The sequence below is a fragment of the Streptomyces sp. NPDC046859 genome (genome assembly GCF_040645135.1).
In the GTDB taxonomy this organism is placed as follows: Bacteria; Actinomycetota; Actinomycetes; order Streptomycetales; family Streptomycetaceae; genus Streptomyces.
In genome coordinates this window covers 1-14197 of record NZ_JBEYXR010000009.1, presented here as the reverse complement: position 1 = coordinate 14197, position 14197 = coordinate 1, and the positions used below count along the sequence as shown (strand labels likewise).

Sequence of the window (14197 nt, the reverse complement as noted above, 5' to 3'; positions counted from 1 at the left end):
GGCGACGCGGGGGATCGTCCAGGGCGGGCCCGGCAGGGCCGCGTACGGCGTCCACGTGCCCCTGGGTCAGGAAAGCGCCCCGTCGGCCGCGTCCGCCCGGTCTCGTGGCCGGCGCAGGTCCACCCCCACCGCCAGTGCCACCACCAGGGCGCCCAGCAGCCAGCCCCCCACCACGTCCGACGCCCAGTGGACGCCCAGCCATATCCGGGTCAGGCCGACGCCGGTCACGGACACGACCGCCCCGGCGACCGCCGTGCGCCACAGCGGGCCGTCGGTGCCGTGCCGGTGCAGCAGCCACAGCAGGAGACCGCACACGACCGTCGCGGTCATCGCGTGCCCGGACGGGTAGGCGGCGTAGTGGGCGGAGTCCACGGGGTCGGGCCAGGTGGGGCGGGGCCGGTCGACGGCGGCCTTGAGTGCCTGCTGGACCAGTGTGGCCAGCGCACAGGTGACCACCAGCCACATGGCCGTCCAACGGGCAGCCCGGCGCCACACCAGCCAGATCGCGGCCACGAAGGTCACGAACCGCATGGTCCACGGGTCCCACACCCAGTCCGTGAGGATGCGGAAGACATGCGTCAGTCCGGGCTCGTCGACCGCCCAGCGGTGCGTGGTGTCCGCGACGGACCCGTCGACTGCCATGAGCGGGTGCCAACGGAGCGCGACCAGGGCGAGCAGCAGCGCCGAGGCGAGGGCGAGCGAGCCCGCCCAGCCGGGCACCGCACGCTCGGCCCTCGGGCCGGGCGGTGATTCGACGGACGGGATGGGCATGCGGGAATCCTCGCCGACTCGCGGGGCGGACTCCAGCATCCGGGGTGGCGTCCACGGCACGCGCCGCGGGCGATCCCGGCCGCCCCCAGGATGAACACCGTGGTCCACCGCATACCCAGGCGGGCACGGCGTATCCCTGCGTCCCGGCCGGGCGTCGGGTGGGCGGTCAGAGGGTCAGCAGCATCGCCAGCATGGCGATCCCCATGGTCAGCCGGCAGGCCCGCGCGAGTTCGGGGCGGTCGCCCCAGCCGACGCCCGGCCCGCCCGCGGTGACCGGCACCAGCCGGACACCGGACAGCAGCACATAGCCCGTGAAGTAGGCGATCAGCACTCCCGTCAGCAGCGGGACGCCCGCGTCGCCGTGCCCGCCGTGCCCACCCGGCCCTCCCGGCGCGGCGGCCATCACCAGGGACATGTAGACCATGGCCACGGCACCCACCAGGTGGTGCAGATGGTGTCCGCCGGCCCGCGCCGACCACAGGGCGTGCAGGGCCGCGGCACCGAACACGGCCGCGTAGACGGGCCAGGCCCAGCCGGGCGGCGTGAAGACCGCGGCGGGCACCGCCATCGCGGCCATCCCGAACCCCATCAGCGCCTCGCCTCCCGCGGCCCGGCGCTGTTCCTCGACATGGCTGCGCATCCGCAGCAGGCAGTAGGCGCCGGTCGTCGCACACAGCGCGACCAGCAGCCAGCCGGGCGAAGCCGGTCCGTGCACGCGCACCTCCCCGCTCGACGGTCCGGACAGTGCGTCGATGCCCGGGCGGGACGGGGGCCACGCGGGCGCAGAGGTGTACACGGGGAGCGTTCGGCGGAGCACCCGTATTTGATTTACAGATAAAATACTCGCTAAAGTGACGAAGTGAGTAGTCGAATTCCGCTTTCGGTCGCCGGAGTGCTGCGCCTCGGCCGGCCCCCCGAGATCTGGTTCAAGCCCGCCCTGAGCGTGGTGGCCGCCGTCGCCCCGCCCAACCTCACCCTGGTGGCGCTGGACCGGCTCGACCTGGCGATGTACACGATGGCCGGATCCCTGTGCGCGCTCTACGCCCACAACCGCCCCTACGCCGCCCGGGCCCGTGCCCTGGCGTGGGTGCTGCTCGGCATGCTCGCCGGCCTCGCCGCCGCCCTGGTCGCGTCCTCGCTGACCGGCAGCGCCGTCATGCTCGTCACCGTCGGCGCGGCACTGGCCGCCGTCCAGAAGGTGCTGTGCGACGCGACCAGGATCGGCCCGCCCGGCCACGTCATCCTCACCTTCGTCAGCTCCGCCGCCCTGTTCGTACCGCAGACCCTCGGCGAGATCCCCGGGCACCTCGCCCTGGGGGCCGCGGCCGGCGCCTGGTCATGGCTGGTCGGCATGGCACCCGGACTCCTGCGCCCGCACGGTCCGGAACGCCGGGCCACCGCGGCGGCGCTCCGCGCGGCCGCCACGTACGCGGAGTCCCGTGACGACCACCACCGGGCGCATGCCGGCACCGCCCTGACCGACGCCCGGCGCGCCCTGGCCGGCGCGGGCCGCGCCACCGACGCCCGGCGCGCCCTGAGCCGGCTCGTGGACCGCGCCGGGATCGCCCTCGCGGCGCCCGGGGACGCCGACCCGGACCTGCTGCGCGACTGGGCCCGCCAGGTGCGCGGCACCCGGCCCGTGCCGCTGGTCGACGACCGGACGCTCCTCCGGAGCGAACCCGTCGTGCGGGACCGGTTGTGGGCCCGTGTCCGCCCGCTCGGCCGGATCGCCGCACGCACCGCCCTGGGCTGCGCGTTCGCCGGGTACGCCTCCCTCGCCCTGGGGGTCGGCCGCCCGTACTGGGCGCTGGTCACCGCCGCCTCGCTCTACCAGGCCAGCCTCACGCTCACCTGGGGCCGGGGGGTGCAGCGCGTCGTCGGCAACCTCCTCGGGGTCCTCCTCTTCGCCGCCCTCGTCCCCCTCGCGCACACCGGCGGCCTCGCCCTCGTCCTGTGCTGCGTCGCCCTCAACCTCGGCGCCGAGGCCCTCATCGGCCGCAACTACTGGCTCGGCAGCGTCTGCGTGACGCCGATGGCCCTGCTCATCACCGAGTTCGCCGGCCTCCAGGACCCGGCCCGCCTGATCGGCGAGCGGGTGCTCGACACCCTCGTCGGCGCGCTCGTCGGACTCCTCGCCGCCGTGGCCGTCCCGGACCGCGCCAGCGAGCGGGTCGTGCGGAACGCGCGCGGGACACCCCGTACGCTCGCCGGGGCGGGGCACCGCGAGGACGCGCACCACGACCAGCGCACACACAGCGACACGACGGAGGGCGAACGGCCATGACGGCGACGAACGGCGGGCCGACCGGGACGCGACAGGACACGGTGGCCGCCGTGGTCCGCCAGTGGCGGACCGTGCACCCCGGCCTCGACACCGCCCCCATGGAGATCATCGGCCGGATCAACCGCTGTTCCGCCCTGCTCCAGCAGGCGGAGGACGCGCCGCTGCGCCGGGCCGGCCTGAGCCGGGCCGAGTTCGACCTGCTGGGCGCGCTGCGGCGCACCGGCCACGAGCTCACCCCCAGCGAGCTCGCCCGCGAGACCTTCTCCTCCGGGGCCGCCGTCACCAAGCGCCTCAAGGCGCTCAGCGAACGCGGACTCGTCGAGCGGCGCGGCGACACCCGCGACCGCCGCGTCGCGCACGTCCGCCTCACCGACGCCGGCCGGGACCTCGTCGACGGCATCCTGCCCGAACAGCTCGCATACGAGACGGCCGTCCTGGCCGACCTCGACGCCGACGGCCAGGAGGAACTGGCCTCCCTGCTGGGCGACCTGCTCACCCGCCTGGAGGGCCGCCTCGGCAGCCTGCGGGCCTGACCGGAGGCCCTAGATGCCGGGGCGGTACCGCAGTGGATGCTCCGCCGGTACCTCGACCAGCACGATCGGCGTGCCGTCCGGGTCGGCGAGCCACATCTCGATCAGGCCCCAGGGCTCCTGCCGGGGCGGCCGGACGATCTCGACGCCCTTCGCCACCAGCTCCTCGTGCGCGGCCGCCACGTCGTCGACCTGCATCCACAACCGCACGGCCGGTGAAGGCGGTGCCTCGGAGCGGCCGGAGACCTCCAGGAAGCCCCCGCCCAGGAAGTAGACGGTGCCGCGCTCGGCGCCCGTCCCGAACTCGCGGTACACGGCGAGGCCCAACTGCTCGCCGTAGAAGACCCGGGACCGCTCGGGGTCGGTGGGACGGATGAGTGTCCGGCCGCTCAGTACATGCACCATGCAGCCGCACCCTAGCGGCGGGTTACGCTCTGCGGTGCCCTAGCCGCACCCGAGACGGGGAAGAACGCACCATGGACACCACCGCGCCCGACGCCCGTGCCGGGCTCGTCTTCCGTGACGCCACCGACGCCGACGTGGACACGCTGGTCGCGCTGATCGAGTCGGCCTACCGGGGGGACTCCAGCCGTGCCGGCTGGACGACCGAGGCCGACATCCTCGAAGGGCAGCGCACCGACCCCGAGGGCGTGCTGGAGGTCGTCAAGTCGCCCCACGCCCGGCTGCTCACCGTCGAGCGCGACGGCCGGATGGTGGCCTGCTGCCACCTGGAGCACCGCGGGGCGTACGCCTACTTCGGGATGTTCGCGGTGAGCCCGGAGCTCCAGGGCGCCGGTCTCGGCAAGGTGATCATCGCGGAGGCGGAGCGGCAGGCCCGGCTCACCTGGGGCGTGACCGAGATGCACATGACGGTGATCTCGGTGCGCAGCGAGCTGATCGCCTGGTACGAGCGGCGCGGCTACCGCCGTACGGGCCGGATGACGCCGTTCCCGTACGGCGACGAGCGCTTCGGCATCCCGCGGCGCGACGACCTCCGGTTCGAGCTGCTGGTCAAGGAGCTCGACCGGGCGGAGGGCACCGCGGCGGAACCGGCTACGCGGTGAAGCGGCCGGTGCGCTTGATCTCCGGGTAGTCGGTGGTCGCGCCGTCCAGCTCCAGGGCCCGGACGAGCCGCAGGTGGTCCTGGGTGTTGACCACCCAGCCGATGATCCGGAGGTCGGCCTTGCGGGCGTGCTCGACCACCTCGAGGGTGAGGCGGCGGATGTTCAGGCAGACCGTCGCCGCGCCCGCGGCCACGGCACGGTCCACGACGTCGGTGCCGTAGCGGCTGGCGATCAGCGCGGTGCGCACCCCGGGCACCAGGCGGGCGATCTCGGCGACGGCGTCGTCGTGGAACGAGGACACCTCGACGCGGGAGACGAGGTCCCGCTGGTTGATCACCTCGGCGAGCGCTCGGGCGGCGGCGACGTCCTTGATCTCGGCCTGGAGCGGCGTCCGTACCGCGTCCAGCACCTCTTCGAACACCGGTACGCGCTCCCCGCGGCCCGCGTCCAGGGTGCGCAGCTCGGCGAGGGTCTTGTCGGCGATGGCGCCGGTGCCGTCGGTCGTGCGGTCCACGTCGGTGTCGTGCATGACGACGAGGGCGCCGTCCTTGCTCAGGTGGAGGTCGAGTTCGATGACGTCGAGGCCGGCCTGCTGGGCGGCGACGAAGGAACGGAGGGTGTTCTCGGGTTCGAGACCCATGACTCCGCGGTGACCGATGGTAAGGAAGTTCAAGACTCAACTCGCTTCCGTCGACGGCGGCTCGGCACGCAGGCGAACCGGAGGGCACTGTTCGCGTGGCAGCCCGCAGCCTAATGGCCGGTGCGCGTGATGAGCCCCACATGTGCGCGGGGTTCGCGCTGCGCGACGTGGCACGGCTGGCACACACGGCTCCGGGCGGTCACCCTGGGGTGGGCGAGTCTCGTGGGGATTGACCGGGGCTCCCTGGGTAGGGGGTGCTTATGCCCACCCGGAGGCGTCTGAATCGCGTTCCGCGCGCCCGGCAGGAAAAAGTGCGGTGACCTTGGGAGTGCGCAGGATAATTTCCCGAGCCTCCTCTTGCTGGGAGGAACCTCGTATGTATACGGTCTCTTTACGCGAGGTTCTCCGGTGGAGGATGGGACATGACGGAAATTCTTGTGCAGGCGGCTTCGGAGGAGCAGGTTCCTCCCGTGACCAGGGTGGTGGAGCACCCGGCATGGCCCGTGCTCAAGGATGCCGTGGAGCGGATCCGGCCATGGCAGAGCAAGGACGGGTCGATCGACTTCTCGGCCGAGGGCGCGCCCGGGCGCGGTGACGCCGAGACCGCCGTACGGCGTGTCGTCGAGGCCGTCGAGGAGCTCTCCCCGCTCCTGCCGCACGACGCCGCCTACCACCAGGCCCTGGCGAAGGACCTGACCCGCTGGGCCGAGGGCGGCTTCGCGGTACCCGACTTCCTGGACTCGCTGCTGGCCTTCCAGCCCGCCGCGAACCGCGCGGACGGCCTCCAGCACCTGGTCGTCTTCCCGATGTACACACAGAACGGCAACCCCGACCGCAACCTCGAGGCGGTCGTCCTGCGCATGGTCTGGCCCGACTGGCTGGCCGAGCTGGAGCGCTCCCGCTACGACAACCCGCTGTTCTGCGGCATCACGTTCGAGGACTTCACCGCGGGCTACAACACCAACTCCGCGGTCCTCTTCCCGGAGACGATCGCCGTGCGCGAGGCGCCCGAGCGCTTCACGTGGGGCGGCATCTTCTGCGACCGCGAGGCCGCCCGCTTCCGCCGCGTCACCGACGCCGCCGTCGGCATCCTGGGCCTGGAGCTGCCCGAGGACATCGCCGCGATGGTCCACGACCAGAAGCGCTGCGAAGAGGCCTTCGTCCTGTGGGACATGGTCCACGACCGCACCCACAGCCACGGCGATCTGCCGTTCGACCCGTTCATGATCAAGCAGCGCCAGCCGTTCTGGATGTACGGCCTGGAGGAGCTGCGCTGCGACCTGACCGCCTTCAAGGAGGCCGTCAAGCTCCAGGCGGACGGCGTCCCGCAGGCCCGTGACGTGCAGTACGCCGTGCTGTTCGACCGCATGTTCCGCTTCCCGGTCACCGGTGAGCGCGTGCGCAACTACGACGGCCTCGGCGGCCAGCTGCTCTTCGCCTACCTGCACAAGCACGACGTGGTCCGCTGGACCGACAACAAGCTGTACATCGACTGGGACCGCGCCCCGCAGGTCACCAACCAGCTGTGCGCCGACATCGAGAAGCTGTACCGCGACGGCATCGACCGCCCGAAGCTCGTCCACTGGTTCGCCGGCTACGAGCTGGTCTCGACCTACCTGGCCCCGCACCCGGGATCCAAGTGGGCCAAGGGCCCCGACGCCCTCGATCTGAGCCAGCCGCCGCGGAAACTCGTCGATGACGTGCTTCCGGACGAGTTTCCGCTGAGCATGTTCTATGAGGCCCTGTCCAAGAAGCTCAAGAACGTGATCGCCTCGACCCGGGGTATCACCGCGGGCGACGCCCAGCGGATCGCCGCGTGAGCGACCGCGACACGGGCAACACGGCTCAGGCTGCTCAGGAGGCGAGGCGCATGGTGGGGAACGGTGCACTCAGCGGTGCGGTGATCGCGGTGGCCGGAGCGGGCGGACCCGCCGGCCGGGCGTCACTGCGACGGCTCGCCGAGGCGGGCGCCACCGTCGTCGGCGCGGACAACGACCCGGAGCGCCTCGCCGAGGCCGTGGACGCCGCGCGCTACGCCTGCGGCGGGGCGAGCGTGACGGGCGAGACGGTCGACCTGCTCGACCTGGAGTCCACCCGTGACTGGGCGCTGCGCACCGAGAAGGAGTTCGGGCACGTCGACGGCGTGGTCCACCTCGTCGGCGGCTGGCGCGGCAGCGAGACCTTCATCAAGACCAGTCTCGACGACTGGGACTTCCTGGAGCTGCTGCTGATCCGCACCGTGCAGCACACCTCGCTCGCCTTCTTCGAGGCTCTCCAGCGCAGCGACCGGGGGCGCTACGTGCTGATCAGCGCGGCCGGCGCCACCAAGCCGACCGCGGGCAACGCGTCGTACGCCGCCGCCAAGGCCGCCGCCGAGGCGTGGACGCTCGCGCTGGCCGACGCCTTCCGCAAGGCGGGGGGCGCCGACGGCCCGACGTCGGCGGCTGCCATCCTGGTGGTGAAGGCGCTGGTGCACGACGCGATGCGCGCCGACCGCCCCAACGCGAAGTTCGCGGGCTTCACGGACGTCCACGACCTGGCCGACGCGGTCGTGGGCGTCTGGGACCGGTCCGCCGCCGAAGTGAACGGAAAGCGCCTGTGGCTGACCGAGAAGCCGTGAACCCTCCGAAGACCGACGCCCGTCGTCACCACGACCCGGACGTCCGCGGCTTCGCCAGCGACAACTACGCCGGCGCCCACCCGGAGGTGCTCGCCGCCCTGGCCCTGGCCAACGGCGGGCACCAGGTCGCCTACGGCGAGGACGCCTACACGGAGAACCTGCAGCAGATCGTCCGCGGGCACTTCGGTGCCACGGCGGAGGCGTTCCCGGTGTTCAACGGCACCGGTGCCAACGTCGTCGCGCTGCAGGCGGTCACCGACCGCTGGGGCGCGGTGATCTGCGCGGAGAGCGCCCACATCAACGTCGACGAGTGCGGGGCGCCGGAGCGGGTCGGCGGACTGAAGCTGCTCACGGTGCCCACCCCGGACGGCAAGCTCACCCCCGAGCTGATCGACCGGCAGGCGTACGGCTGGGACGACGAGCACCGGGCGATGCCTCAGGTCGTCTCCATCACCCAGAGCACCGAGCTCGGCACCCTGTACACCCCGGCGGAGATCCGGGCGATCTGCGAGCACGCCCACGCGCACGGCATGACCGTGCACCTGGACGGCTCGCGGATAGCCAACGCCGCCGCCTCCCTGGACGTGCCCATGCGGACGTTCACCAACGCGGTCGGCGTCGACCTCCTCTCCCTCGGCGGCACCAAGAACGGTGCCGTCTTCGGCGAGGCCGTCGTCGTCATCAACCCCGACGCCGTCCGGCACATGAAGCATCTGCGCAAGCTGTCGATGCAGCTGGCCTCCAAGATGCGGTTCGTGTCGGTGCAGTTGGAGGCGCTGCTCGCCAAGGACCTGTGGCTGCGCAACGCCCGCCACTCCAATGAGATGGCCCAGCGGCTGGCCGAGGGCGTACGCGCCGTCCACGGGGTGGAGATCCTGCACCCGGTGCAGGCGAACGCCGTCTTCGCCCGGCTTCCGCACGAGGTGGCCGAGCGGCTGCAGAAGAAGTTCCGCTTCTACTTCTGGGACGAGGCGGCCGGCGTCGTGCGCTGGATGTGCTCCTTCGACACACGGGAGGACGACGTCGACGCCTTCGTGGCGGCGCTCAAGGAGGAGATGGCCCGCTAGGGCTCTACCGTCGAAGGACAGGCCGGCTACCCAGCCGGCCTGTTCGTGTTCCGTGGGCGGCTCCGGCGCACCCCGAGGCGGCGATGGCCCTCTCCCTGACCGTGTCCGACGCGGTCCGCGCCCTCGCGCCCGGCTCCACGCCCGTCGTGGTCGAGGCCCAGGGGCTGGTCAACGGCCCGAGCACGGAGCCCGGTTCGGCGCGGACCCGCACGGGCGACGGGGGAGGGGGACTTCGTGACCGTGGCCGGCGGCGAGGAGACGGTCGGGCACCCGGACGCGGACGAGGTCGTGTGGCGCGACGAGGCGGGCGTCACCTGCCCCCGCTGGAACCGGCGCCAGGGCCCGCGCGCGCGGCTCATCGAGGAGACGACCTCGGGCATGCTCCCGCTGGAGGGCATGGCGCCGAGGCCGGGCGGGCGGCGGCCGAACCGGCCGAGCCGCTGCGGAGGTCCAGACCCGGCAGCGGCGTCACCGTCCGCCCGTAGCGGCCTGCCGCGTTCTAGCCGGCGGCGCTCTCCGCCGCGCGGACCTGCTCCGGAGTCGGAGCGGTGCCGCCGAGGTGCGCCGGCATCCACCAGGTGTCGTTCGCGTCCTTCGGGCGCACCGGGTAGGCGCGCTGGGCGGCCTCCAGCAGCTCCTGTACGCGCTCGCGCAGCTGGCGGGTGATGGCCCCGGCGTACTTCTCGCGGGACGCCTCGATGGCCTCGCCGACCCGGATGGTGACCGGGATGTGGCTGCGCTTGAAGTTGCGCGGGTGGCCCTTGGTCCACAGCCGCTGGGTGCCCCAGACGGCCATCGGGATCAGGGGCACACCGGCCTCCTGGGCCAGCCGGGCGGCGCCCGACTTGAAGCTCTTCAGCGTGAAGGACGGCGAGATGGTGGCCTCCGGGAAGACCCCGACGACCTCGCCGGACCGCAGCGAGTCCAGCGCGTGCGCGAACGCCGCCTCACCCTGCTTGCGGTCCACGGGGATGTGCTTCATGCCCCGCATCAGCGGGCCGGAGATCCGGTGCCGGAACACCGACTCCTTGGCCATGAAGCGCACGAGCCGCTTCTGGGGGAGCGCCGCCAGGCCGTTGAAGACGAAGTCCAGGTAGCTGATGTGGTTGCTCACCAGCACGGCGCCGCCCGAGCGCGGAATGTTCTCCGATCCCTTGCAGTCGATCTTGAGGTCCCACACCTTGAACAGTGTCTGGGCGAAACCGACGACAGGACGGTAGACAAGCTCTGCCATGGACGAGATGGACCCTTCCTTCAGTGCCTGGGAAGGAAGCTCCCAGAGGAAAGTTACGCAGCCGTAGGTTTGCGGCTTGTCGCTGATCGTGCCCGAAGAACGGCCGACGGCCAAGCCCAAGCGCCCGGAAGCCGCGAGATCCTCGTCACGTCACCCCTTGATCCACCTCGTGCTTTTGATCGTCCTTTACCCGGCGCGCACCGTCAGCCGCCGTACGAGCAGGTACATCTCGCACCCCAGGCAGTACCCGAAGACGGCGTTCAGGAACGCGGCCGCCAGCGCGGCGCCGGTGGCCGCCAGGCCCAGCCACTGCGGTCCCAGCGCGTAGCCGACGAGTCCGAGGCCCGCGAAGGCGAGCCCGACCGCCTGGGCGAAGCGTGGCGGCTCCGGCGCCTCGAAGGCGGTCGGCGGCCCGAGCCGGGGCCGCACCACCCGGCGGAACAGCACCCCGTAGGGCGAACGCCCCACCCCGCCCGCGGCGCCGAGCGCGAACGCCAGCGTCTGCCAGGCCAGCAGCCAGGCGCTCCCGGTGATCAGGACGACCGCGAGCACCACGGTCGTCACGGCCGCCCCGAAGCGCGGCCCTCTCATGTCGATGTCCATGAATCAAGCATTCCGCATAGGAAAGGCTCTCGGGAGGCGGGAATCTTTGCAGTCATGTGAATGCTTGAGCAGGGTGATGACCGGACTCATGGTGTGCGTGGCGGTGCTCGCGGTGGCGAGTGCCTACGGGGTGCTGCATCGGCGGCGGAGCGGGAGGGTACGGGTGCGCGGGCGCGACGACGGGAAGCGGCTCGGCGCGAGCGAGCTGGGCGGCGAGCTCGGCGAGCGCGCGACGCTCGTGCAGTTCTCCAGCGCCTTCTGCGCCCCCTGCCGGGCCACCCGGCGAGTGCTGGGCGAGGTCGCCGGCATGGTGCCGGGCGTGCGCCACATCGAGATCGACGCCGAGGAGCACCTCGACCTCGTGCGGCGGCTCGACATCATCAAGACGCCGACCGTGCTGGTCCTCGACGCCGGCGGCGCCGTGGTGCGGCGGGCCACCGGGCAACCCCGCAAGGCCGACGTGATCGCGGCTCTGGGCGAGGCGGTCTGAGGGGCCGTGATACCGAGGGTGAGTCATCTCCCACATGCCGGAACGCACTTGACTGCGCGGACCACCTATCGTCAGCCTGACCGTATGTGTGAGGAACTCCTTCTCTTCGGACGGGCCCCCGCCGACCCGGCCCGCACGGTGGGCGCGCGCTGTCCGGGCTGTTGAAGCGCCACGGACCGCCCCGACTCCCCTCGCAGAAGGACAACTCCATGACGGCCTCTCCCGGCCTGGCATCCGCTCAGCTCGCCTCCCCCGATCTGCTCCGCTCCGTCTTCCGGCGCCACGCCGCCGGTGTGGCGGTGATCACCGCCCGCGGTGAGAGCGGACCCGTCGGCTTCACTGCGACCTCCCTCAGCTCCGTCTCCGCGGAACCGCCGATGCTCTCCTTCGGCGTGGGTGCCGGCGCCTCGAGCTGGCCGGCCATCGCCGCGACGGACCACGTCGGCGTCCACATACTCGGCGAGCACCAGCAGGACCTGGCCGCGACCTTCGCCCGCAGCGGCGCCGACCGCTTCGGGCCGCCCACCGTCTGGAGCGAGGGCCCCGAGGGGGTCCCGGTGCTCGACGGGGTGCTGGCGTGGATGGTGTGCCGGGTGGTGGCGCGCGTCCCGGCGGGAGACCACCGCATCGTGGTGGCCGAGGTCGTCCTCGGTGACCCCTCCGGGCAGGGCCGCCCCCTGCTGTACCACCAGGGCCGGTTCAACGGGCTGCGTGACTGAGGTCACCGCGGCGGTGTGACCGAAGAAGCGCTCGGCGCGTTCTGCGGAGCCGTCGGATTCCGATTACGCTGCGTTGCAAAGGTCACAGTTCAAAGCGCTTGCTTAGCGGGAACGAACTGGATGTACTGACGAGTAATATTTCGCTCGGAGCGCGGGTCGCCCCGATCGGGATCGGCCGCTTGGGGCGCCTATGCTGCCTGCAAGAGGCAGCAGAGAAATGTCGACGCAGTAGGAGAGCCGGCGTGAGCTTGAGGATCGTTGTCACTGTGAAGTACGTGCCCGACGCCACTGGCGACCGGCACTTCGCCGATGACCTGACCGTCGACCGGGACGACGTGGACGGTCTGCTCTCCGAGCTCGACGAGTACGCGGTCGAACAGGCGCTGCAGATCTCCGAGAACTCCGACGACGACGTCGAGGTCACCGTCCTGACCGTGGGTCCGGAGGACGCCAAGGACGCCCTGCGCAAGGCGCTGTCCATGGGTGCCGACAAGGCCATCCACGTCGAGGACGACGACCTGCACGGCACCGACGCCATCGGCACCTCCCTGGTGCTGGCCAAGGCGATCGAGAAGGCCGGCTTCGACCTGGTCGTCTCCGGCATGGCCTCCACCGACGGCACCATGGGCGTCGTTCCGGCCCTGCTGGCCGAGCGCCTGGGCGTCCCGCAGGTCACCCTGCTGTCCGAGGTCTCCGTCGAGGACGGCACCGTCAAGGGCCGCCGCGACGGCGACGCCGCCTCCGAGCAGCTGGAGGCCTCCCTGCCGGCCGTCGTGTCCGTCACGGACCAGTCGGGCGAGGCGCGCTACCCCTCCTTCAAGGGCATCATGGCCGCCAAGAAGAAGCCGGTGGAGTCCTGGGACCTGTCGGACCTCGACATCGAGGCCGAGGAGGTCGGTCTCGAGGGCGCCTACACCGTGGTCGACGGCGCGGCCCAGCGTCCGGCCCGCACCGCCGGCACGATCGTCAAGGACGAGGGCGAGGGCGGCAAGCAGCTCGCCGAGTACCTCGCGAGCCAGAAGTTCATCTAAGGCTCGACACGCCGACCGCCCCTCAACTTCGTTTCGCAGGAGAGCAATCCCATGGCTGAAGTTCTCGTCTACGTCGACCACGTGGACGGTGCCGTCCGCAAGCCCACCCTGGAGCTGCTGACCCTGGCCCGCCGTGTCGGCGAGCCGGTCGCCGTCGCGCTGGGCAACGGCGCCGGTGACACCGCCGCCACCCTCGCCGAGCACGGTGCCGTCAAGGTCCTCACCCACGAGGCCGCCGAGTACGCCGACTACCTCGTCGTGCCGAAGGTCGAGGCCCTGCAGGCCGCCGTCGAGGCCGTCTCGCCGGCCGCCGTGCTGATCCCGTCCTCCGCCGAGGGCAAGGAGATCGCCGCCCGTCTGGCGCTGCGCATCGGCTCCGGCATCATCACCGACGCCGTCGACCTCGAGGCCGGCGACGAGGGCCCGGTGGCCACCCAGTCGGTGTTCGCCGCCTCCTTCACCACCAAGTCCCGTGTCTCCAAGGGCGTCCCGGTCATCACGGTCAAGCCGAACTCGGCCGCCGTGGAGGCCGCCCCTGCCGCAGGCGCGGTCGAGGCCCTCTCGGTGACCTTCTCCGACAAGGCCACCGGCACCAAGGTCACCGCGCGCACGCCGCGTGAGTCGACCGGCCGCCCGGAGCTGACCGAGGCCGCGATCGTGGTCTCCGGCGGCCGTGGCGTCAACGGCGCCGAGAACTTCTCGATCATCGAGGCGCTCGCCGACTCCCTCGGCGCGGCCGTCGGTGCCTCGCGCGCCGCGGTGGACGCCGGCTGGTACCCGCACACCAACCAGGTCGGCCAGACCGGCAAGTCGGTCTCGCCGCAGCTGTACATCGCCTCCGGCATCTCCGGTGCGATCCAGCACCGCGCGGGCATGCAGACCTCGAAGACGATCGTGGCGATCAACAAGGACGCCGAGGCCCCGATCTTCGAGCTGGTGGACTACGGCGTCGTCGGCGACCTCTTCGACGTCGTCCCGGCCCTGACCGAGGAGGTCAAGGCCCGCAAGGGCTGATCCCCACCCGGCACACCGAGGCCCCCGTGACCGTTCACACACAGTGCGGTGAGGCTGGTCGACGGGGTGCGCAGGGAACCTCCCAGCCCGACGACGAGCGGGCGCGTCATCCTGTCAACTCCTTCAGAGC

At 71.9% G+C, this 14197-nt stretch carries 16 protein-coding genes and 1 pseudogene; 11 read left to right on the top strand and 6 right to left on the bottom strand.

Annotation, left to right across the window (positions count from 1 at the left end):
• Positions 1–66: 66 nt before the first annotated feature.
• Together ABZ899_RS15675 and ABZ899_RS15670 are read right to left on the bottom strand one after the other, a co-directional pair.
• A complete protein-coding gene (locus ABZ899_RS15675) occupies positions 67–771 on the bottom strand; it encodes a phosphatase PAP2 family protein (protein WP_361345833.1) in 705 nt (234 codons plus the stop codon).
• A 166-nt stretch (positions 772–937) separates the two neighbouring features.
• The gene (locus ABZ899_RS15670) at positions 938–1486 is read right to left on the bottom strand and encodes a DUF5134 domain-containing protein (RefSeq protein WP_361345831.1); all 549 of its coding nucleotides are present in this window, start codon (positions 1484–1486) and stop codon (positions 938–940) included.
• 144 nt (positions 1487–1630) lie between these two features.
• On the opposite strand from ABZ899_RS15670, the gene ABZ899_RS15665 reads away from it, so the two are divergent.
• Together ABZ899_RS15665 and ABZ899_RS15660 are read left to right on the top strand one after the other, a co-directional pair.
• Positions 1631–3055 carry an FUSC family protein gene (locus tag ABZ899_RS15665; RefSeq protein ID WP_361345829.1) on the top strand — a complete coding sequence of 475 codons (1425 nt, stop codon included), beginning with the start codon at positions 1631–1633 and terminating at the stop codon, positions 3053–3055.
• Positions 3052–3588 (top strand): MarR family transcriptional regulator, encoded by a 537-nt coding sequence (locus ABZ899_RS15660; protein WP_361345827.1) that lies wholly within the window; start codon positions 3052–3054, stop codon positions 3586–3588. Before ABZ899_RS15665 ends, ABZ899_RS15660 begins: the two co-directional genes overlap by 4 nt.
• Positions 3589–3597: 9 nt before the next feature.
• On the opposite strand, the gene ABZ899_RS15655 is transcribed toward ABZ899_RS15660, so the two are convergent.
• The gene (locus tag ABZ899_RS15655; RefSeq protein WP_361345825.1) at positions 3598–3990 is read right to left on the bottom strand and encodes a VOC family protein; all 393 of its coding nucleotides are present in this window, start codon (positions 3988–3990) and stop codon (positions 3598–3600) included.
• Positions 3991–4061: 71 nt separating this feature from the next.
• On the opposite strand from ABZ899_RS15655, the gene ABZ899_RS15650 reads away from it, so the two are divergent.
• Positions 4062–4649, top strand: coding sequence for a GNAT family N-acetyltransferase (locus ABZ899_RS15650; protein ID WP_361345823.1), 588 nt, complete (start codon positions 4062–4064; stop codon positions 4647–4649).
• On the opposite strand, the gene ABZ899_RS15645 is transcribed toward ABZ899_RS15650, so the two are convergent.
• Positions 4639–5322 carry a glycerophosphodiester phosphodiesterase family protein gene (locus ABZ899_RS15645; protein WP_361345821.1) on the bottom strand — a complete coding sequence of 228 codons (684 nt, stop codon included), beginning with the start codon at positions 5320–5322 and terminating at the stop codon, positions 4639–4641. The two genes, ABZ899_RS15650 and ABZ899_RS15645, sit on opposite strands and share 11 nt — an antisense overlap.
• A gap of 389 nt (positions 5323–5711) precedes the next feature.
• Between ABZ899_RS15645 and ABZ899_RS15640 the strand changes: the two genes are divergently transcribed.
• The 4 genes and pseudogenes from ABZ899_RS15640 to ABZ899_RS15625 all read left to right on the top strand — a co-directional run bounded on the left by ABZ899_RS15640 (position 5712) and on the right by ABZ899_RS15625 (position 9461).
• Positions 5712–7109 carry a DUF6421 family protein gene (locus ABZ899_RS15640; RefSeq protein ID WP_361345819.1) on the top strand — a complete coding sequence of 466 codons (1398 nt, stop codon included), beginning with the start codon at positions 5712–5714 and terminating at the stop codon, positions 7107–7109.
• A gap of 50 nt (positions 7110–7159) precedes the next feature.
• Complete coding sequence (locus ABZ899_RS15635; protein ID WP_361345818.1) at positions 7160–7909, top strand: SDR family oxidoreductase; 750 nt, start codon at positions 7160–7162, stop codon at positions 7907–7909.
• Entirely contained in the window at positions 7906–8976 is a 1071-nt protein-coding gene (locus tag ABZ899_RS15630) for a low specificity L-threonine aldolase (RefSeq protein ID WP_361345816.1), read from the top strand. Before ABZ899_RS15635 ends, ABZ899_RS15630 begins: the two co-directional genes overlap by 4 nt.
• 83 nt (positions 8977–9059) lie before the next feature.
• Positions 9060–9461 (top strand): annotated as a pseudogene (locus ABZ899_RS15625) (hypothetical protein).
• Between the two features lie 14 nt (positions 9462–9475).
• Here the strand turns inward: ABZ899_RS15625 and ABZ899_RS15620 are convergent.
• Complete coding sequence (locus ABZ899_RS15620; RefSeq protein ID WP_361345814.1) at positions 9476–10210, bottom strand: lysophospholipid acyltransferase family protein; 735 nt, start codon at positions 10208–10210, stop codon at positions 9476–9478.
• A 186-nt stretch (positions 10211–10396) separates the two neighbouring features.
• Entirely contained in the window at positions 10397–10813 is a 417-nt protein-coding gene (locus tag ABZ899_RS15615) for a DUF4395 domain-containing protein (protein WP_361345813.1), read from the bottom strand.
• A gap of 76 nt (positions 10814–10889) precedes the next feature.
• Here ABZ899_RS15615 and ABZ899_RS15610 point away from each other — a divergent pair, with 76 nt between their 5' ends.
• The 4 genes from ABZ899_RS15610 (at position 10890) to ABZ899_RS15595 (ending at position 14067) form a co-directional block, all read left to right on the top strand.
• Positions 10890–11303: a thioredoxin family protein gene (locus ABZ899_RS15610; RefSeq protein WP_361345811.1), complete on the top strand. Its 414-nt coding sequence runs from the start codon at positions 10890–10892 to the stop codon at positions 11301–11303.
• 209 nt (positions 11304–11512) lie between these two features.
• On the top strand, positions 11513–12022 hold the full coding sequence (locus ABZ899_RS15605) for a flavin reductase family protein (RefSeq protein WP_361345809.1): 510 nt from the start codon (positions 11513–11515) through the stop codon (positions 12020–12022).
• A 242-nt stretch (positions 12023–12264) separates the two neighbouring features.
• Complete coding sequence (locus ABZ899_RS15600) at positions 12265–13053, top strand: electron transfer flavoprotein subunit beta/FixA family protein (protein ID WP_361345808.1); 789 nt, start codon at positions 12265–12267, stop codon at positions 13051–13053.
• Positions 13054–13104: 51 nt separating this feature from the next.
• Entirely contained in the window at positions 13105–14067 is a 963-nt protein-coding gene (locus ABZ899_RS15595; RefSeq protein ID WP_361345806.1) for an electron transfer flavoprotein subunit alpha/FixB family protein, read from the top strand.
• The last annotated feature ends 130 nt before the right edge of the window (positions 14068–14197 follow it).

Coding starts and splice junctions, on each gene's coding strand:
- ABZ899_RS15675 (WP_361345833.1), bottom strand. CDS start 771: ATGCCCATCCCGTCCGTCGAATCACCGCCCGGCCCGAGGGCCGAGCGT.
- ABZ899_RS15660 (WP_361345827.1), top strand. CDS start 3,052: ATGACGGCGACGAACGGCGGGCCGACCGGGACGCGACAGGACACGGTG.
- ABZ899_RS15655 (WP_361345825.1), bottom strand. CDS start 3,990: ATGGTGCATGTACTGAGCGGCCGGACACTCATCCGTCCCACCGACCCC.
- ABZ899_RS15650 (WP_361345823.1), top strand. CDS start 4,062: ATGGACACCACCGCGCCCGACGCCCGTGCCGGGCTCGTCTTCCGTGAC.
- ABZ899_RS15640 (WP_361345819.1), top strand. CDS start 5,712: ATGACGGAAATTCTTGTGCAGGCGGCTTCGGAGGAGCAGGTTCCTCCC.
- ABZ899_RS15635 (WP_361345818.1), top strand. CDS start 7,160: ATGGTGGGGAACGGTGCACTCAGCGGTGCGGTGATCGCGGTGGCCGGA.
- ABZ899_RS15620 (WP_361345814.1), bottom strand. CDS start 10,210: ATGGCAGAGCTTGTCTACCGTCCTGTCGTCGGTTTCGCCCAGACACTG.
- ABZ899_RS15615 (WP_361345813.1), bottom strand. CDS start 10,813: ATGGACATCGACATGAGAGGGCCGCGCTTCGGGGCGGCCGTGACGACC.
- ABZ899_RS15610 (WP_361345811.1), top strand. CDS start 10,890: ATGACCGGACTCATGGTGTGCGTGGCGGTGCTCGCGGTGGCGAGTGCC.
- ABZ899_RS15605 (WP_361345809.1), top strand. CDS start 11,513: ATGACGGCCTCTCCCGGCCTGGCATCCGCTCAGCTCGCCTCCCCCGAT.
- ABZ899_RS15595 (WP_361345806.1), top strand. CDS start 13,105: ATGGCTGAAGTTCTCGTCTACGTCGACCACGTGGACGGTGCCGTCCGC.